At 65.0% G+C, this 18163-nt stretch carries 15 protein-coding genes and 1 other RNA gene; 10 read left to right on the forward strand and 6 right to left on the reverse strand.

Annotated features, from left to right (window positions below):
* Nucleotides 1-21: 21 nt before the first annotated feature.
* Entirely contained in the window at nt 22-1125 is a 1104-nt protein-coding gene (locus tag ABQY74_RS17110; RefSeq protein WP_039525304.1) for a PLP-dependent cysteine synthase family protein, read from the reverse strand.
* A gap of 134 nt (nt 1126-1259) precedes the next feature.
* On the opposite strand from ABQY74_RS17110, the gene ABQY74_RS17115 reads away from it, so the two are divergent.
* From ABQY74_RS17115 to gloA, 4 genes are all read left to right on the forward strand, one after another.
* A complete protein-coding gene (locus ABQY74_RS17115) occupies nt 1260-1661 on the forward strand; it encodes a CopL family metal-binding regulatory protein (protein WP_166773129.1) in 402 nt (133 codons plus the stop codon).
* An 81-nt stretch (nt 1662-1742) separates the two neighbouring features.
* Nucleotides 1743-3578, forward strand: a complete 1836-nt coding sequence (locus ABQY74_RS17120; RefSeq protein ID WP_349792681.1) for a copper resistance system multicopper oxidase — start codon at nt 1743-1745, stop codon at nt 3576-3578.
* A complete protein-coding gene (locus ABQY74_RS17125; protein WP_349792458.1) occupies nt 3575-4894 on the forward strand; it encodes a copper resistance protein B in 1320 nt (439 codons plus the stop codon). Before ABQY74_RS17120 ends, ABQY74_RS17125 begins: the two co-directional genes overlap by 4 nt.
* 216 nt (nt 4895-5110) lie before the next feature.
* Nucleotides 5111-5635, forward strand: a complete 525-nt coding sequence (gene gloA, locus ABQY74_RS17130) for a lactoylglutathione lyase (protein ID WP_104624020.1) — start codon at nt 5111-5113, stop codon at nt 5633-5635.
* A gap of 131 nt (nt 5636-5766) precedes the next feature.
* On the opposite strand, the gene ABQY74_RS17135 is transcribed toward gloA, so the two are convergent.
* The 4 genes from ABQY74_RS17135 to ABQY74_RS17150 form a co-directional block, all read right to left on the reverse strand.
* Nucleotides 5767-5843, reverse strand: a non-coding RNA gene (locus tag ABQY74_RS17135) — sX9 sRNA.
* A gap of 99 nt (nt 5844-5942) precedes the next feature.
* Nucleotides 5943-7091 carry a hypothetical protein gene (locus ABQY74_RS17140; RefSeq protein ID WP_349792461.1) on the reverse strand — a complete coding sequence of 383 codons (1149 nt, stop codon included), beginning with the start codon at nt 7089-7091 and terminating at the stop codon, nt 5943-5945.
* A 228-nt stretch (nt 7092-7319) separates the two neighbouring features.
* Complete coding sequence (locus ABQY74_RS17145; protein WP_349792463.1) at nt 7320-7793, reverse strand: hypothetical protein; 474 nt, start codon at nt 7791-7793, stop codon at nt 7320-7322.
* Between the two features lie 195 nt (nt 7794-7988).
* The gene (locus ABQY74_RS17150) at nt 7989-8672 is read right to left on the reverse strand and encodes a hypothetical protein (RefSeq protein ID WP_349792465.1); all 684 of its coding nucleotides are present in this window, start codon (nt 8670-8672) and stop codon (nt 7989-7991) included.
* An 89-nt stretch (nt 8673-8761) separates the two neighbouring features.
* Between ABQY74_RS17150 and ABQY74_RS17155 the strand changes: the two genes are divergently transcribed.
* Nucleotides 8762-9397, forward strand: a complete 636-nt coding sequence (locus ABQY74_RS17155) for a Crp/Fnr family transcriptional regulator (protein WP_349792467.1) — start codon at nt 8762-8764, stop codon at nt 9395-9397.
* Between the two features lie 268 nt (nt 9398-9665).
* Here ABQY74_RS17155 and glmS read toward each other — a convergent pair whose 3' ends face one another.
* Complete coding sequence (gene glmS, locus ABQY74_RS17160; protein ID WP_349792683.1) at nt 9666-11495, reverse strand: glutamine--fructose-6-phosphate transaminase (isomerizing); 1830 nt, start codon at nt 11493-11495, stop codon at nt 9666-9668.
* Between the two features lie 204 nt (nt 11496-11699).
* On the opposite strand from glmS, the gene ABQY74_RS17165 reads away from it, so the two are divergent.
* The 5 genes from ABQY74_RS17165 to ABQY74_RS17185 all read left to right on the forward strand — a co-directional run bounded on the left by ABQY74_RS17165 (nt 11700) and on the right by ABQY74_RS17185 (nt 18156).
* A complete protein-coding gene (locus ABQY74_RS17165; protein ID WP_026064021.1) occupies nt 11700-12971 on the forward strand; it encodes an efflux RND transporter periplasmic adaptor subunit in 1272 nt (423 codons plus the stop codon).
* 103 nt (nt 12972-13074) lie between these two features.
* Complete coding sequence (locus ABQY74_RS17170) at nt 13075-13794, forward strand: ABC transporter ATP-binding protein (protein WP_016900999.1); 720 nt, start codon at nt 13075-13077, stop codon at nt 13792-13794.
* A 12-nt stretch (nt 13795-13806) separates the two neighbouring features.
* Nucleotides 13807-15108 carry an ABC transporter permease gene (locus ABQY74_RS17175; protein ID WP_016901000.1) on the forward strand — a complete coding sequence of 434 codons (1302 nt, stop codon included), beginning with the start codon at nt 13807-13809 and terminating at the stop codon, nt 15106-15108.
* 54 nt (nt 15109-15162) lie between these two features.
* The gene (locus tag ABQY74_RS17180; protein WP_349792470.1) at nt 15163-16395 is read left to right on the forward strand and encodes an FtsX-like permease family protein; all 1233 of its coding nucleotides are present in this window, start codon (nt 15163-15165) and stop codon (nt 16393-16395) included.
* Between the two features lie 417 nt (nt 16396-16812).
* The gene (locus tag ABQY74_RS17185) at nt 16813-18156 is read left to right on the forward strand and encodes a sigma-54 dependent transcriptional regulator (protein WP_053045896.1); all 1344 of its coding nucleotides are present in this window, start codon (nt 16813-16815) and stop codon (nt 18154-18156) included.
* Nucleotides 18157-18163: the final 7 nt, after the last annotated feature.

Below are 18163 nucleotides of genomic sequence, written 5' to 3' on the forward strand. Positions count from 1 at the left end.
GCAGCTGATCGGATATGGCGATCATTCCAGCGCCGCACAAGGCAGCGCAGGCAGGTCGCCGCCGTTGACGGCGATGGCAATGGCCGCATCGCTGTCGGTGACGTCGATCTCGCGCGCCACGTACCAGGCCGGGTCGTAATAGCTGTGCGCATAGCGCTCGCCGGCATCGCACAGGATGGTGACGATGGAGCCGCTGCGGCCGGCCTGGCGCATGCGCTGGGCGGCCTGCAGCACGCCGACGAAGTTGGTGCCGGTGGAGCCGCCGACGCGGCGGCCGAGCGTGGCGCTGACATGGCGCATGGCGGCCAGGCTCAGGGCGTCGGGCACCTTGATCATCACGTCCACGCAGCTGGCGATGAAGCTGGACTCCACCCGCGGGCGGCCGATGCCTTCGATGCGCGAGCCGCCGGTGATGGCCAGCTCCTTGGGGCACTGCCCGTCCACCGCGCGGCAATAGCCGTCGAAGAACACCGACACTTCCGGGTCGGCGCAGAGGATGCGGGTGGCGTGGCGCCGGTAGCGCACATAGCGGCCGAGCGTGGCGCTGGTGCCGCCGGTGCCGGGGCTGCAGACGATCCAGTCGGGAATCGGATGCGGCTCCTCGGCCAGCTGCTTGAAGATCGATTCGGCGATGTTGTTGTTGGCGCGCCAGTCTGTGGCGCGCTCGGCGTAGGTGAACTGGTCCATGAAGTGGCCGCCGGTCTCGCGCGCGAGCTGGTGCGAGGCGCTGTCCAGATCGCAGGCACGCTCGACCAGATGGCAGCGGCCGCCCTGGAATTGAATCGCGGCGATCTTTTCCGGCGAGGTCGAAGCCGGCATCACCGCGATGAAGGGCACCCCCAGCAGTCGCGCGAAATAGGCCTCGGAGATGGCGGTCGAGCCACTGGAGGCCTCGATCACAGGCCGCCCGGCCCGCAGCCAGCCGTTGGTCAGCGCGTACAGGAACAGAGAGCGCGCCAGCCGGTGCTTGAGGCTGCCGGTCGGGTGGCTGGACTCGTCCTTGAAATACAGGTCGATGCCCGGAAAGCCCGGCAGGTCCATCGGAATCAGATGGGTGTCGGCCGAACGGTTGAAATCGGCCTCGATCTTCTGGATGGCGGCGGCCACCCACTGGCGCTGCGACATGGCAGGACTGTGCGGCGAAGGAAGCGCCAATTCTACCGCTGCCGGGCGCGCGGCCACGGCGGGCGGGTCATCGGGCGGACAGCTGGGAGCCGATGCTATGCTCGTCGCACCTGACCGCCCCGCCCTGACTGCCCGTGCTGCGTTGCCTGCTCCGCCTGCTGCTGTGCCTGTGCCTGGTTGCCAATACGGCTACCGGCGCGTGGGCGTCGGTGGGCATGGCGATGCCGGAGATGGCCTCGGCCGGGATGGTTGCGACCGCGTCGATGGCGCACGCGCCCATGTCGGCCGCGATGCCGTGCCATGCCGACATGCCGCCGCCGGATGCGGCGCATCCCCCCGATAAAACCCGGCACGCGCACGCGGCCGACTGCTGCAAGCTGGGCAGCTGCGACTGCCTGCAGCACTGCAGCCTCGCCTTGCTGACCCTGCCTGCGGTGCCCGCCGGCCTGCCTGGCCGCGCCACCCTGCCTGCCACCCTGGCCGAAGGGCGCGGCAGCCCGGTGCCCGAGCAACCGGTTCGACCTCCCATCGCCTGAGCGCTGACGGCTGCGCCGTCATCGGGCCCGTGCGCTTGCTGCGCGGGGTTTCTAAGCGATGTGATGCGTCCGCCTTCGGTGGTGGGGCGCAGTGGAGATGTCATGTCTTTCGATCCGAATTCTTTCGATCCCCCTTCCTGTGGCGGCCTGAGTCGACGCCGCTTCGTGCAAGGCCTTGCCCTGGGCGGCGTTGCCGCCGCCGGCGGCCTGTGGCGCAGCGATGCGCGTGCGTCCAACCCGGTGAGTACGCCGGTCCTGCGCGGCAGCAGCCAGACGCTGCAGATCGGCCGTATGCCGGTCAACCTCACCGGGCGCAGCCGCCCCGCCATCACCGTCAACCAGAGCCTGCCGGCCCCCACGCTGCGCTGGCGCGAAGGCGACACGATCAGCGTGCGCGTGCGCAACGCGCTGGCTGACCAACCCACCTCGGTGCACTGGCACGGCCTGTTGCTGCCGGCCAACATGGACGGCGTGCCGGGGATGAGTTTCGACGGCATCGCGCCGGGCCAGGAATACCACTACCGCTTCGCGCTGCGCCAGTCCGGCACCTACTGGTATCACAGCCATTCGATGTTTCAGGAACAGGCCGGCCTGTACGGTGCGATCGTCATTGATCCGCTGACACCACCGCCGTACCGGCACGATCGCGAGCACGTGGTGCTGCTCTCGGACTGGACCGACCTGGACCCGGCCGCGCTGTTCCGGCGGCTCAAGCAGATGCCCAGCCACGACAATTACGCGCAGCGCACGGTGGGCGATTTCCTGCGCGATGCGCGCGACGACGGCTTGCGCGCGACGCTGGCCGACCGCGGCATGTGGGGGCGCATGCGCATGACCCCGACCGACCTGTCCGACGTCAACGCCAACACCTACACCTACCTGCTCAATGGCGTCGCCCCGGCCGGCAACTGGACCGGCCTGTTCAAGCCTGGCGAGAAGGTACTGCTGCGTTTCATCAACGGCTCGTCGATGACCTACTTCGACATCCGCATCCCCGGCCTGCGCATGACCGTGGTGGCCGCCGACGGCCAGTACGTGCATCCGGTCAGCGTGGACGAGCTACGCATTGCGGCGGCCGAGACCTTCGAGGTGCTTGTCGAGCCCATCGGCCAGGACGCGTTTACCTTGTTCGCGCAGGACATGGGCCGCACAGGATTCGCCTGCGGCACGCTGGCGGTGCGGCATGGGCTGCAGGCACCGATTCCCGCGCTGGATCCGCGCGCCATCCTCACCATGCAGGACATGGGGCACGGCAATGGCATGGCGCATGCGGGTCACGCCATGCACGGCGCCGACACGACGCACAGCGACCCGCATGCGGCACACGCGATGGCAATGCCGATGCCAGCCGCGCAGATGCACGGGCATGCAAGCGGCGATGCGCAGCGCAAGACGCCGCACCACCCTGCCAGCGAAGACGGCAACCCGCTGATCGACATGCGCAGCAATGCCACTTCACCGCGCCTGGACGATCCTGGGGTTGGCCTACGCGACAACGGCCGCCGGGTGCTGCGCTACGCCGACCTGCACAGCCTGTTCGAGGACCCGGATGGACGCGAGCCCGGCCGCGAGATCGAATTGCACCTGACCGGGCATATGGAAAAATTTGCCTGGTCGTTCGACGGCATCGCCTTTGCCTCGGCAGAGCCCTTGCGGCTGCAGTACGGCGAGCGGCTGCGCATCGTGCTGGTCAACGACACCATGATGCAACACCCCATCCATCTGCACGGCATGTGGAGCGATCTGGAAGACGCCGATGGCAATTTCCAGGTGCGCAAGCACACCATCGACATGCCGCCCGGCACACGCCGCAGCTATCGCGTTCGCGCCGATGCGCTGGGCCGCTGGGCCTACCACTGCCATCTGCTGTACCACATGGAAGCGGGCATGATGCGCGAAGTGCGGGTGGAGGCATGAGTACGCCACGGACGCAATACATGACGCTGCTCGCACTGCTGCTGAGCGCATCGGCCACTGCACAGGAGCATCAGCATGCGGCGATGGAGTCATCCGCGCACGTCGATGGCGCACATGCAATGCAGATGGCCGACCAGGCAACGGCGGCCCAGCCGCAGACATCCATCACAACGGAGGCATCGCCGCCATCCGCGCAGCAGAGCACAGATACGATGCAGAGGGAGCATGCGCAGATGCAGCACGCGCAGCACTCCAGCACTGCATCAGCATCAGCATCAGCATTGACAAAGGCTGCTGACAGCATGCCTGCGCAACACCCAGTACAGCCCGACGCTTCGGCAGCGCCGGCATCGATGCACCACGCAGGCATGCAGCACGCCGATGTCCAGCACGCCGCACACCAGGCCTTTGCGAATCCACAACTGGACAACGCCCGGCAATCACAGGCAGACAGCGACCACGATGCAATGGAGCACACGTCGATGGATCATGCGTCGATGCAGCACGGGCAACAGCATGGGGCGATGGATCACTCCGACATGGAGCACGCGCCGCATGCCGAAGCAGTGATGCAAATACCGGCATCGCCCCCCACCGGCGCGCTGCCACGTACGCCGATCCCCGAGCCCACTGCCGAGGAGATCGCGGCGGCATTCGCCCCCTTGCAGCACCATGCGATGCACGCGCCAGGCATCAATCACTACGTGTTGCTCGATCGACTGGAAACCTTCGACACCACGCGCGGCAGTGGCCAGGACTGGGAAGCACGCGCCTGGATCGGCGGCGATATCGACCGGCTCTGGTTGCGCAGCGAAGGCGAGCGGCAGGACGGCCGCACGCAGGCCGCATCGGTGGAGGCGTTCTATGGTCACGCCATCTCGCCATGGTGGGACCTGCTGGTTGGCGCACGTCAGGACATCGGAGCGGGCGAACATCGCAGCTGGGCCGCCTTCGGCGTGCAGGGCCTGGCGCCCTACAAGTTCGAGACCGAAGCCACGCTCTATGTCGGCAGCGGCAGCCGCGCGGCATTACGCCTGGAAGGCGAGTACGAGGTGCTGCTCACCAATCGGCTGATCCTGCAGCCGCGCGTAGAAGCCGATATCGCCCTCACCGACGATGACCGGCGCGGCGTTGGCAGCGGGCTGGAGCAGGTCGAGGTCGGCCTGCGGCTGCGCTACGAAATCACCCGCCGCTTCACACCCTATGTCGGCTGGGTGCACAGCCGCAGTTTCGGCGACACTGCCCGCCGCGCTGCGATCGACGATGAGCCTGCACGCGACAGCCGGTTTGTTGCCGGACTGCGCATCTGGTTCTGAGACAACCGCTGTGCGCATGGGCCTGACCGTTCGGACTCGGTGCAGGCCCATGCCACGACCTTGAACAAGGCAGGTCGCGCTGTCGCGCACGATCGACCACAGAGCGACGCCAGACCGCCGACGCGCACGGTGCAGACATGCCGACAATCATTGCCCCGCTAACATCCACGTCCAGTGCAGCCTGACCTGCCCCCGCATTCCATCGAGGAGACCGCAATGCCTTTGACCGACCTGCAACACGTCCCCGGCGCCAGCGCCGCACCTGCCGACACTGCCGGTTTCGTGTTCAACCACACCATGCTGCGCGTCAAGGATGCGCAGCGTTCGCTGGATTTCTACACGCGCGTGCTGGGCTTCCGCTTGCTGGACGCACGTGATTTTCCCGATGCGCAGTTCAGCCTGTACTTCCTGGCCCTGCTGCCCGACGACACCGCGATCCCCGACGACGATGCCGCGCGTCGGCTGTGGATGGCCGGCATCCCCGGCGTGCTCGAACTCACCCACAACCACGGCACCGAAACCCAGAACGGCCCGGTCTACCACGACGGCAACAGCGACCCGCGCGGCTTTGGCCACATCTGCATCTCGGTGCCCGACATCCACGCCGCCTGCGCACGTTTCGATAGCCTCAACGTGCCGTACCAGAAACGCCTGGAAGACGGCCGCATGAAGCACCTGGCCTTCATCAAGGACCCGGACGGCTACTGGGTGGAGATCATTTCCAACACGCCGCTGGCGTAACGCATAACAAAATGCCCGGGGTTCCCGGGCATTCTTGTTTCAGGCACATGCGCTGTCGGTACTTCGCTCTCGAGCAGGGTATGTCGGCAGAGAAAGCCGACACAGTTGGATGCGCGCAGCGCACTTCCAGCGGCTAACGCAACCTAGCGTGCGGTCATCAGGTGAGTGCGGACGGCGCGCTCAGAACCGGAATGTACGAGTGGTACATGAGAATTCCGAGCACCGGCCGCGCCCGCCTGACGGCAGCGCAGCAGCTTTGGTAGCTCTTCCTAGATGCAGGCGCCATGCTGCGGCATGACGCGTTGCCTCAGTTGGAGGTGGCAACTGCCTCTCTATCCGGGAACCACTGCGGTAACTGCTCGGCAAATTTTGCGGCGCATTCCTCGCTGTAGGCCTGTGCGGCCTGCTTGACCAGCGCGTAGTCGTTTGCCTCCCACTCCTCTAGCGATGCGGTGCGCGGTGTGGGCGCGCAGTCCAGATTGACCGGACTCGCCTTGCGCTTCAACAGTCCGGAGCGTTCACCGCCGATCGTTACCGCGTAGCGCAGCTCGTAGGGCGACTTGGTATCGGCCAGGCTCTGGTAGACGAGCAACCAATCGGACATCAGGACCTGCAACGGGAACGGTTCTGCCGGCAGTGCTGCCGGATGCCCGGTGAAGTAGCTCTTCAGACGCGCATTGACCGCATCACGTTGCAGTTGATAACCGGGATTGCCCACGCCTTCCATCTTTTCGCCTTTCAGCTGCCCCTTGCCGAAGGCCGACACTGCGACGCCGCGCGTGAACAGGCTGGTGGCGATCTGCAGGCCCACCACTGCCCCGGTGTGCCCGCGGCGCACCACGCGCAACATTTCGTCGCCGTTGGGCAGGCCGTTGGACCCCACACGCATGCTGGCATGCAACGGCAGCTGCAACGCCCAATCCGCCGATGGTGCAATGACTGCGTCGGCATCGCCCTGCGTCTGTGCGGAGGGCTGTTGCTGTGTCTCGGCGAACGACAGCGTGCCGGCAACTGCAGCCGCGGCATAGGTCGTTGCCGTCGAAAAATCGCCGTTGGCAAATGCGGGCACCACTGCCACCGCCTCGGCACCACGGGTGGCGGTACAGAACGCGCTGGAGGCACGCATCTGCACTTCATGAAATGCGATGCCGTTGACTTGATGCACGGCCGCATCCTGGCCGTACTGCGCAACCAGCCTGGCAACGATGGCGTCCTGCTCGACAGGCTGCTGGCCGCAGACCTTGGCCGCAGCGATGCGCGACCAGGCGAACTGCAGCGCCGGATCCCACCCCATCGCGTCTTCGCCGACGAAGCCGTGGTCATAGTGATAGGCATAGATGGCCGGGTCGATGTCCTGCAAGGTCATGCCGCCCATGCCCGCATAACCGGGCGGAACATCGCTGGCCATTGCGGCCCCGCTCAGCGCCGAGATCGCAACTGCAATTAATGCTTTCATGAATTCCTTCCCCTGGAGAGCGTCGCATTGCGTGTCCCCCACGCAATGCGACATGACACTGTCAGATCGCGCGGACAGCGATCAACGGCACAGTGCTTTGGTCCATCAGACAACGGTCCGCAGTCGGCTAGAACGCTCAGTTGCGAACTTAGTGTGAGCGCATCATGCGCAATTGGCAGTCGGGGCGGTCCCCACAGCTGTAGGGACGGCCCCGGAAGTGGCGCTTATCTAGGCATGCAGCAGCCCGCCGCGACTGCGCTGCCACTCGCGCGGCGGGCGCAGCGCCGCAAGCGTGCTGACCAACTCGCGATAGGTGGCGGCCAACTGCGCGAACAGACCTGCATCGCTGTAACGCGTGTCGGCCACTTCGAAATACGCGCCGCGGCCCAACTCGATGAAGTAGTCGACGCTGAGCCGCCGGCGCTGTGCAATGCCGGGAAACAGGCCTGCAATCAGCAGGCATTGATCTCCGATGTCGCGCAATGCATCGGCCCGCAGACTGCCGATCTGGTCCTGCGCGTGCAACCAGGCCAGGGCCTGCGTACGCGAAAACAGCTGCGCATCGCGCTGCAGGCGCAGCAACACGAAGACCAGATAATGCTCGCGCGATTCGTCCAGCGGCTGTGCAATCCGCTGCCCTGCCTCACGTACCAACGCCTGCCACAATTCCGCCGGCGCGCCCTGTTTGAAAGACTCGTGCATACGTCCTCTGCGTGATGGGACCCTCGCAGGAAGCGTATGCATAACCTGGGCCATCGCGTTGGCAGCCGGGCCCGTCGTCTGCCAATCATCCACCGCAGTGGGATCGCACAATGGGTTGCCCACTGAGCAGCGCCTTGCACGGCGCCGGTCAACCGCTACACGCGACCGAGCCCACTGCCGCTGCCGGGCGCGTCATCAGGGACGCAACACCAGTGTCTTTCGCGCTTCACGATTCACGAGCCACGTGAGCAATGCACCCGGCACAAGAAACCCCAGCGTTACGAGCAAGCCATGCAGCAGATGTGTCGCCGGCTCGTCCAGCACGGCGATGTGCTTCATCGGAGACAGCCACGGGGAGAGATTGAAGAACGCGACCGTCAAGACGACAAGCGGCCAGTTCCAATTCACCCCCCGCTTGCGCGCCGACTGCCAGGCGTAGGCGGCCAGCACCGCAACAAAGATTCCTTCGATCACCCACGAGGCAGTTCCCAGCCGTCCCCACAGTCCCAGGCCAAGGTGGGTCTGTGAATGCGGCAAAAGCGCCAGGTCATTGTTGTGCATCGGCCAGTCGGCGAAGAAGTGAGAGAAGGACGCGATGAACGCCAGGACGGCAACGCGCCTGTCTTTCCAGAAGAAACCGGCCCAGACAACCGACCACACGACCGCCGCCAACAGCGAATGATCCCAGTCGATGAATGTCAGGTCGAAGAACAGATAGGGGCCTGCAGCGAGGTTGGGCGTTACCAGATCCCAGCCAAGCATGATGAAGATGCCGTCCAGGATGTCGAGGAAGCCGACGCCCAGCAGGAGAGGAAGCGTCGGGGTACTCGGAAAGCGCGCTTTCAAGGCCAGTCCGATCGCAAAGTGACCCACATACATGGCTGGTGCTCCAAGGATTAGGCCTGCATGGTGCCCCCGTTGAACCCGCCAGACTGTAAAATCAGAACAGTTCGACCACGGTCCCGGCCATGCCCGACGATGGCACCCTGAGTCCAGAGATTGCAGAGATTTTTCTCTCCCAGGCGTCGGCTCGAACGTTTGTTGCGGGCCAGCGGATCTTTGATCTGGGCTCCACCCCTGCCTGCATGTTCGGCATTCTCAGCGGCGCGGTCCGGGTCTCGCTGGAGCCGATGCAGCTCAGCGAGAGGCTGTCGCTGGTGCTTGGACCAGGCCAGTGGTTTGGGGAAGTTCCACTACTGGATGCGCGGGCACGGGCGTTCAGCGCGGTGGCCCACGGACGTAGCAAGATCGCCGTCGTCTCGACTGTCGCCTTCAACCGGGTGATCGCATCCAACCCGGCGGCGCTGCTGGCCATCACCCGCCTGGTGCGCTCACGCTATCGGCAGACCCTGAACTGGATTGAAGCCAATCAGGCACGTTCGCTCGAACGCCGGCTGGCGGCCCAGCTTCTCACTGCCCAACCCAGCATCCGCATGCCACAGAGTGCTCTTGCCGATAGGCTGGGCGTCTCCCGTCCTACCGTGAACCGGCTGTTGAAGGCCTGGAAAGCCCAAGGCTTGATCGACGTTGGCTACGGCAAGGTCAATGTGCTGAACGCGGACGCTCTGGCAGCGATCCTCGCAGGGGAACGAGAGCGCGACTAGCGCCCCTGGATGCCGAGTCGCGCCTCAATGGTCAGGCCAAGCCCCCTCGCATAACCAGCATGCGCCATCCAGTCTGTGGGTGACACGCCGCGAGTCGCGCTGTGGAAACGCGAAAGGACGGGAGCAATGACGCACCCCGCCCTTCTGCATTTTTCATGTTGGACGAATCGGTACCTACACGCCCATCACCCGTCAGCGCCAGTTGGACGAATGACTCTCCAGTTACCGATCGTCATCTCCGACCAAGCACGATGCCGGGCTTGTGCCGCTACTCCACCGTCACCGACTTGGCCAAGTTACGCGGCTTGTCTACATCGGTGCCGCGTGCCAGTGCGGTGTGGTAGGCCAGCAACTGCACCGGGATGGTGTGGATCACCGGCGACAGCACGCCGGCGTGGCGCGGGGTGCGGATCACGTGCACGCCTTCGGACTCGCTGAAGTGGCTGTCCTGGTCGGCGAACACGAACAGCTCGCCGCCACGTGCGCGCACTTCCTGCATGTTGGATTTGACCTTCTCCAGCAGCCGATCGTTCGGCGCGATCACCACCACCGGCATCGCTGCGTCCACCAGGGCCAGCGGGCCATGCTTCAACTCGCCGGCCGGATACGCTTCGGCGTGGATATAGGATATTTCCTTGAGCTTGAGCGCGCCTTCCAGCGCGATCGGGTAATGCAGGCCGCGGCCGAGAAACAATGCGTTTTCCTTGACCGAAAAACGCTCGGCCCAGGCCATGATCTGCGGCTCCAGATTCAGCGCGTGCTGCACGCTGCCCGGCAGGAAACGCAGCTGTTCCAGATACTCCGCTTCCTCGGCCTCGCTGATGCGCCCCTGCAACTTGCCCAGCACCATGGTCAGCTGGAACAACACCGCCAGCTGGGTGGTGAACGCCTTGGTCGAGGCCACGCCGATCTCGGCGCCGGCACGTGTGTAGCAGACCAGTTCGCTGGCGCGCGGGATCGCGCTTTCGGGCACGTTGCAGATCGACAAGGTGTGCAGGTGCCCCAGCGATTTGGCGTATTTCAGCGCCTCCATCGTGTCCAGCGTTTCGCCGGATTGGGAGATGGTGACGATCAGGTGCCTGGGATTGGCATAGGCGGCGCGGTAACGGTATTCGCTGGCGATCTCCACGCTGCACGGCAGCCCGGCGATGGCTTCGATCCAGTAGCGCGCGGTCAGACCCGCGTAGTAGCTGGTGCCGCAGGCCAGGATCTGCACGCCTTCGATGTCGCGCAACACCGCTTCGGCATTGGGCCCGAACAATGACGCAGGGAAGCCCTTGGCATCGATCGCCGCCTCGATGGTGTCGGCCAGCGCACGCGGCTGCTCGTGGATTTCCTTCTGCATGAAATGGCGGAACGGGCCCAGTTCCAGCGATGCCAGCGACACATCCGACAGGTGCAGCGGGCGCTCGACCGGCGCGTCGTTGCCATCGAAGATGCGCACGCCATCGCGGCGCAGTTCGGCGGTGTCGCCCTCTTCCAGGAAAATCACCTGGCGGGTGGCCTGCACGATGGCCGAGACATCGGAAGCGACGAAGTTCTCGCCCTCGCTCACGCCGATCAGCAGCGGGCAGCCCATGCGCGCGCAGACGAAGCGCTCCGGTTCGGCCTGGCTCATCACCGCCAGCGCGTAGGCACCGGTGAGCTCCTTGACGGTGCGCTGCAGCGCGGTCAACAGGTCGCCTGCGCTGCCCAGATGGTGATGGATCAGGTGCGCAATGACTTCGGTATCGGTCTGCGACTCGAAGGTGTAGCCCAGCGCACGCAGCTTCTCGCGCTGCTGTTCGTGGTTTTCGATGATGCCGTTATGCACCAGCGCCACGCCGTCACTGATGTGCGGGTGCGCATTGGCCTCGGTGACGCCGCCATGGGTGGCCCAGCGGGTGTGGCCGATGCCCAGCGTCGCGCCGAACCGCTCGGCCTGCGCCGCCTGCGCCATCTCCGCCACGCGCCCGGTGCGGCGCACGCGGCGTACCTGCGCGCCATCGAGCACGGCGATGCCGGAGGAATCGTAGCCGCGGTACTCCAGACGCTTCAGTCCTTCGATCAGGACCGGGACCACATCGCGCCCGGCGATCGCTCCGACAATGCCGCACATAGGACAACCCTTGAGGACGAAGCCGGGCATTTTAGCGTGTCCGCTATTGTCCGCTGCATGACCATGCCCGGACAGCGTGTCCGCACCAGTGTCCGCGGACACTGCGGACACTGGCCGCAAACATCTAAAAACTAATGCATTCAACGACTTGGAGGTTGGCACACGTCCTGCTTTATCGCAGTGACGCCACCGAGCCAGCCGACCATGATTCGCGATACTTCCGCCCAGGACCAGGTTCTCCGTACACCCGCCCAGAGCGCGCCCTGGCGCCGTTGGCTATGGCCCGGCATCGCGGTGGTCGCCGTGTTGGCCGGCATCGGCTGGGCGGTCACCGCGTGGAGCGCCGGCAGCCGCTCGTTCGATGCCAGCCGGGTGCGGATCGCCACGGTCAGCCAGGGCGACCTGGTGCGCGACATCGCCGCCGACGGGCGCGTCATCGCCGCCAACAGCCCCGTGCTGTACGCCATCTCGGCCGGCACGGTGACGCTGAGCGTGGTGGCCGGCGACGTGGTCAAGCAGGGCCAGGAGCTGGCCCGCATCGACAGCCCGGAGCTGCGCAGCAAGCTGGCCCAGGAGCAGGCCACCCTGGCCGGGCTGGAAGCCGAGTCCAGCCGCGCCGCCCTGGACGCCACCCTGGCCCGCGCCACGGCCAGCAAGCTCACCGATCAGGCCAAGATCGACAAGCAGGCCGCCGCGCGCGACCTGGAGCGCTACCAGCGCGGCTACGATGGCGGCGCGGTGCCGCAGGTGGAGCTGGCCAAGGCGCAGGACACCTTGAAGAAGACCGACATCGACCTGCAGCACGCCGAGCGGGATGCGTCGCTGAAGAGCCAGGGTGCAGACCTGGATTCGCGCAACAAGCGCCTGCTCGCCGACCGCCAGCGCGCGGTGGTGGCCGAAGTGCAGCGCCAGGTCGATGCGCTCACGCTGCTGTCGCCGTTCGATGGCCAGGTCGGCCAGGTGCAGGCGGTGCAGCACACCCAGGTCGCGGCGAACGCGCCGATCCTGGGCGTGGTGGACCTGTCCAAGTTCGAAGTGGAGATCAAGGTGCCGGAAAGTTTTGCGCGCGATCTGGCAATCGGCATGCCGGCGCAGCTCACCAGCGGCAGCGGCGAGCCGTTCCCCGGCGCGATCTCGGCGGTGTCGCCGGAAGTGGTCAATGGCGAAGTCACTGCGCGCATCCGCTTCGCCGACAAGCAGCCGCCAGGCCTGCGCCAGAGCCAGCGCATGAGCGCACGCGTGGTGATGGACACGCGCCGCAACGTGCTCAAGGTCGAGCGCGGCCCGTTCGTCGAACAATCCGGCGGCAGCTACGCCTACGTGATGGATGGCAACACCGCGGTGCGCCGGCCGGTGCGCATGGGTGTCAGCAGCCTGGGCGAGGTGCAGGTGCTGTCCGGGCTGCAGGTCGGCGACCGCGTGGTGGTCTCCGGCGCAGACAACTTCGGGGATGCACCGCGCGTCACCGTTCACTAAAGGCGGACAGCACACCTGCTGCGCAGCCATCAGGCTGCTTGCCACGGTTTGTCAGCCACTCTCAACCTCTTTCGCACACACCTTCTTCGTAAAGGAATCGGCAATGCTCAAGATGCAATCGGTCTCCAAGGTCTTCCGCACCGAACAGGTGGAAACGCACGCGCTACGCTCGCTGGACCTGCATGTGCGCGAAGGCGAATTCGTCGCGGTCACCGGCCCCTCCGGCTCGGGAAAGACCACCTTCCTCAACCTGGCCGGGCTGCTGGAGACCTTCACCAGCGGGCAGTACCTGCTTGATGGCGAAGACGTCAGCCATCTGTCCGACGACGCGCGTTCGCGCCTGCGCAACCGCAAGATCGGTTTCATTTTCCAGGGCTTCAACCTGATTCCCGATCTCAACCTGTTCGACAACGTCGATGTGCCGCTGCGCTATCGCGGCATGGCCGCGGCCGAGCGCAAGCAGCGCATCGAAGAAGCCTTGACCAAGGTCGGCCTGGGCTCGCGCTTGAAGCACTACCCCACCGAGCTGTCCGGTGGTCAGCAGCAGCGCGCCGCCATCGCGCGTGCGCTGGCCGGCAGCCCGCGCCTGTTGCTGGCCGACGAACCCACCGGCAACCTCGACTCGCAGATGGCACGCGGAGTGATGGAACTGCTGGAAGAGATCAACAGCCAGGGCACCACCATCGTCATGGTCACCCACGACCCGGAACTGGCTGCACGCGCGCAGCGCAACGTGCATATCGTCGACGGCCAGGCCACCGACCTGGAACGCAACCCCGCCCTGATGCGCTCGCGCGACAGCGCCGCCACCCTGGCCGAGTAAGAGGCACATCCCATGTTCGGCTACTACTTCAATCTTGCCTTACGCAGCTTCCGCCGCAACAAGGTGCTCACCGCGCTGATGGTGCTGGCCATCGCACTCGGCATCGGCGCCAGCATGACCACCCTGACGGTGTTCTATGTGCTGTCCGGCGATCCGATCCCGCAGAAGAGCGACCGGCTGTTTAGCGTCCTGGTGGATCCATACCCCAAGGCCGGATACCAGCCGGGAGAAGAGCCTGGCGACCAGGTCACTCGCTTCGATGCCGAAGCGCTGCTGCGTGAAAAGCACGCAAAACGCCAGGCGCTGATGACCGGCGGAAGAGTGGCGATCGAGCCAGACAAGAGCGGCATGACCGCCTTCAAATCAGAAGTTCGCTTTACCTCGGCCGATTTCTTCCCGATGTTCGAAACGCCTTTCCTGTATGGCCAAGGCTGGTCAGCAAGTAGCGACGAGGCGCACGAGCGCGTTGCGGTAATCACCCAGGAACTCAACGACAAGCTGTTCGACGGCGGCAACAGCATCGGCCGCGATTTGCGCATGGACAAGAACACCTTCCGCATCGTTGGCGTTCTCGCTGACTGGAAGGCCAATCCGCGCTTCTACGATCTCAGCAATAGCTATGGCTCAGACGAGCAAGTGTATCTGCCGTTTTCAGTGGCGATAGATCTGAAGATGGATCACTACGGTGGTATGAATTGCTACGGCAAGAGCGACAACAGTGATCAAACCGCGCTCAACGCGTCCTGCACCTGGATGCAGTATTGGGTGGAGCTGGATAGCCCAGCGCAGGCTGGCGACTACAAAGCCTATCTGGATAACTACTCCGATCAGCAGCGCGCTGCAGGGCGTTTCGAACGTCCGAACAATACCCGCCTGCGTAACGTGATGGAGTGGCTGGATTATAAGGAAGTGGTTCCTGGCGACGTTCGCCTGCAGCTGTGGCTGGCGATGGGCTTTCTACTGGTGTGCCTGCTCAATACTGTTGGCCTGTTGCTAGCCAAGTTCCTGCGCCGCAGTGGAGAGATCGGTGTGCGTCGTGCCCTGGGCGCCTCACGCGGCGCCATCTTTGCGCAGTGTCTGGTCGAAGCCGGAACCATCGGACTTGCGGGCGGTATTACAGGGCTTGGGCTGGCATGGTTGGGCTTGTGGGTGGTGCGCCAACAACCTGTCGACTACGCCAAGCTTGCGCACCTGGATCCGAAGATGCTGTTGCTCACCTTCGCATTGGCGCTGGTTGCCAGCCTATTGGCCGGCTTGCTGCCGTCCTGGCGCGCCATCCAGGTTGCACCCGCACTGCAGCTCAAGGCGTCCTGACCACCACGCCCGCCGCGCTGCGGCGGGCACGGCCTCTCATCGAAGGTACCACCCATGGACATCCGCCCCATCATTTCCACGTTGCGCCGTCACAAGACAGCAGCAGCGCTGATCGTGCTCGAGATCGCACTGGCCTGCGCGATCATCTGCAATGCCATGTTTCTGATCGGCAACCGCATTGAAACGCTGCAGCAGCCCAGCGGCATCGCCGAATCGGAACTGGTCAGCATCCAATTGGGAGGCATCGGCACCCAGGTCAATGCAGAAGCGCGCACGCGTGAGGATATGGCAGCACTGCGCAGCCTGCCCGGTGTACGCGGGGCGACAGCAATCAATCAGATTCCCTTCGTCAATTATTCCTGGAACAGCAGCATCTCCCTGACCCGAGAGCAGGAGCGTCAGACGCTCAATGCTGCGCAATACATGTCGGGCGAAAGTGCTGTGAGCACGCTTGGCCTGCAACTGGTGGCAGGCAGGGATTTCACTGCAAACGAAATCATTGATATGGAGCAGGCGAATAACGACAGGTCTCTCGATAAAAAAGGCATTTCGGTGATCATCGCGCAGACCATGGCCGACAAACTGTTCCCGACCCAACCTGCGTTGGGCAAGACAATTTACGCGGGCGAGACGGCGTTACACATAATCGGCATCGTGCAGACACTGGCACGCCCCAACAACAGCAATTCCAATGGCGTCAACCAGAGCAATTACTCGATGCTGCTGCCAATCCGCATCGATTACACCTCAGGCCAGTACATGATCCGTGTGACCGATCAGACGCGTCGCGCAGAGGTGTTGCAATCTGCGGTCGCCGCATTGATGAAGCTGGACAACAGCCGGCTGGTGCTGAAGCAACAGACCTATAGCGAGATCCGCGAGGAATACTTCCAGAACGACCGCGCCATGGTCTGGCTGCTTGGTGCGGTCTGCATCGCGCTGCTGATCGTCACCGCGCTGGGCATCGTCGGCCTGGCCAGCTTCTGGGTGCAGCAACGCACCAAGCAGATTGGCATTCGTCGTGCACTGGGTGCCACACGCGGCCAGATCCTGCGCTACTTCCAGATCGAGAATTTTCTGCTCGCCTCAGTCGGTATCGTGCTCGGCATGTTGCTGGCGTACTCGATCAATGTCTGGCTGATGGCCCGCTACGAATTGCCGCGCCTGCCGGTGCTGTATCTGCCGATCGGCGCACTGTTGCTCTGGGCGCTGGGCCAGATCGCCGTGTACTGGCCCGCACGGCGTGCCGCGATGGTGCCGCCGGCGGTGGCCACACGCAGCGCGTGATGCGCACGCTGCGCGTCAGCGGTCGCTGTCGACCCACTGACGCGCAGCACACAGCACACAGTGATGTTGCTTAGATCCTGCGCGATGGCAGCATCGCCACAAGTGACTTGGCCGTCGGCCGCCTGGGCAATGCCGATTTTGTCACCACCGCCCTGTCTACCAAGGCGCCTGTGTCGCAGGCCCCTGCCCCGTGCTGATATCCAGCGTTGCGCCTGGATCTGCACTTGAGCTCGGCATCGACGCATGTCCGCTGCCAACCTCATCGCACCGATCAGGCGATCACTGCAGTGCCGCAATCAGCTCGGTCTGGCAAAGGCCAGTCAGGCACCTACCCTTCCTATTGCTCGCACAGTTCCGCCACGCGCCGAATCCTGTTCTGATAGCCCTTCCCTCCCGCGCCTTTCACCGAGCACCGCGATGCCGCAGATCCTGATCATCGACGACAACACCGCTGTGGCCACTGCGCTGGAGGTGCTGTTCTCGCTGCACGATATCGAGGCGCGGCATGCGCACTCGCCGCAGGCCGGGTTGGCGCTGCTGGACGAGCAGGGATTCGATCTGGTGATCCAGGACATGAACTTCACCGCCGACACCACCTCCGGCGAGGAAGGCGAAGCGCTGTTCACCCAGATCCGTCAGCGCCACCCGGACCTGCCGGTGATCCTGCTCACTGCCTGGACCCACCTGGGCAGCGCGGTGGGCCTGGTCAAGGCCGGTGCGGCCGACTACATCGCCAAGCCCTGGGACGACACCAAGCTGCTGACCACGGTCAACAACCTGCTGGAGCTGTCCGAAGCCCGCCGCGAGCTGGAACGTCGGCGCGAGCGCGAGCGGCGCGGTCGCGAGCAGCTGACCCAACGTTACGACCTGCGTGGCGCGGTGTTCGCCGACCCCGCCAGCGAACGCGCGATCGCGCTCGCCTGCCAGGTCGCACGCTCGGATCTGCCGGTGCTGATCACCGGCCCCAACGGCAGCGGCAAGGAGAAGATCGCCGAGATCATCCAGGCCAACTCGCCGGCCAAACACGGCCCCTTCATTGCGCTCAATTGCGGCGCATTGCCGGGCGAACTGATCGAAGCCGAACTGTTCGGCGCCGAAGCCGGCGCGTATACCGGCGCCAACAAGGCGCGCGAAGGCAAGTTCGAAGCCGCCGATGGCGGCACGCTGTTTCTGGACGAAATCGGCAACCTGCCGCTGGCCGGGCAGATGAAGCTGCTGCGCGTGCTGGAAACCGGCCGTTACGAGCGGCTGGGCTCCAACCGTGAACGCCACGCCAAGGTGCGGGTGATCAGCGCCACCAATGCCGACCTGCAGGCGATGATCCGCGATGGCAGCTTCCGCGAAGACCTGTATTACCGCCTCAACACGGTGGAAATCGCGCTGCCCGCCCTGGCCGAACGCCCCGGCGATATCGGGCCGTTGGCCGAGCACTTCCTCGCCGGCGAAAAACCCTTGTCCACGCAGGCGCGCGATGCCCTGCAGCGGCACGCCTGGCCCGGCAACGTGCGCGAGCTGCGCAACGTGCTGCAGCGCGCGTCGCTGCTTGCGCAAGGCGTGCGCATCGAAGCCGGCGATCTGAACCTGCCGCGCGCAGCCGTGTCGCGCCCGGCCGCGCCGGCAACCGGCGAGCCGGATCGCGCCCGTATCGAACAGGCACTGGCGCGCGCGCAGGGCGTCATCGCCCAGGCCGCTGCCGAGCTGGGGCTGAGCCGGCAGGCGCTGTACCGGCGCATGGACCGCTACGGCATCACTTCGGAATGATTCCCGA

Origin of the sequence: Xanthomonas sp. WHRI 7064 (genome assembly GCF_040202355.2) — a bacterium.
Taxonomy (GTDB): domain Bacteria; phylum Pseudomonadota; class Gammaproteobacteria; order Xanthomonadales; family Xanthomonadaceae; genus Xanthomonas; species Xanthomonas arboricola.

Coding starts and splice junctions, on each gene's coding strand:
- ABQY74_RS17180 (WP_349792470.1), top strand. CDS start 15,163: ATGGACATCCGCCCCATCATTTCCACGTTGCGCCGTCACAAGACAGCA.
- ABQY74_RS17170 (WP_016900999.1), top strand. CDS start 13,075: ATGCTCAAGATGCAATCGGTCTCCAAGGTCTTCCGCACCGAACAGGTG.
- ABQY74_RS17145 (WP_349792463.1), bottom strand. CDS start 7,793: ATGCACGAGTCTTTCAAACAGGGCGCGCCGGCGGAATTGTGGCAGGCG.
- ABQY74_RS17125 (WP_349792458.1), top strand. CDS start 3,575: ATGAGTACGCCACGGACGCAATACATGACGCTGCTCGCACTGCTGCTG.
- glmS (WP_349792683.1), bottom strand. CDS start 11,495: ATGTGCGGCATTGTCGGAGCGATCGCCGGGCGCGATGTGGTCCCGGTC.
- ABQY74_RS17165 (WP_026064021.1), top strand. CDS start 11,700: ATGATTCGCGATACTTCCGCCCAGGACCAGGTTCTCCGTACACCCGCC.
- ABQY74_RS17175 (WP_016901000.1), top strand. CDS start 13,807: ATGTTCGGCTACTACTTCAATCTTGCCTTACGCAGCTTCCGCCGCAAC.
- ABQY74_RS17140 (WP_349792461.1), bottom strand. CDS start 7,091: ATGAAAGCATTAATTGCAGTTGCGATCTCGGCGCTGAGCGGGGCCGCA.
- ABQY74_RS17150 (WP_349792465.1), bottom strand. CDS start 8,672: ATGTATGTGGGTCACTTTGCGATCGGACTGGCCTTGAAAGCGCGCTTT.
- ABQY74_RS17110 (WP_039525304.1), bottom strand. CDS start 1,125: ATGTCGCAGCGCCAGTGGGTGGCCGCCGCCATCCAGAAGATCGAGGCC.
- gloA (WP_104624020.1), top strand. CDS start 5,111: ATGCCTTTGACCGACCTGCAACACGTCCCCGGCGCCAGCGCCGCACCT.
- ABQY74_RS17185 (WP_053045896.1), top strand. CDS start 16,813: ATGCCGCAGATCCTGATCATCGACGACAACACCGCTGTGGCCACTGCG.
- ABQY74_RS17155 (WP_349792467.1), top strand. CDS start 8,762: ATGCCCGACGATGGCACCCTGAGTCCAGAGATTGCAGAGATTTTTCTC.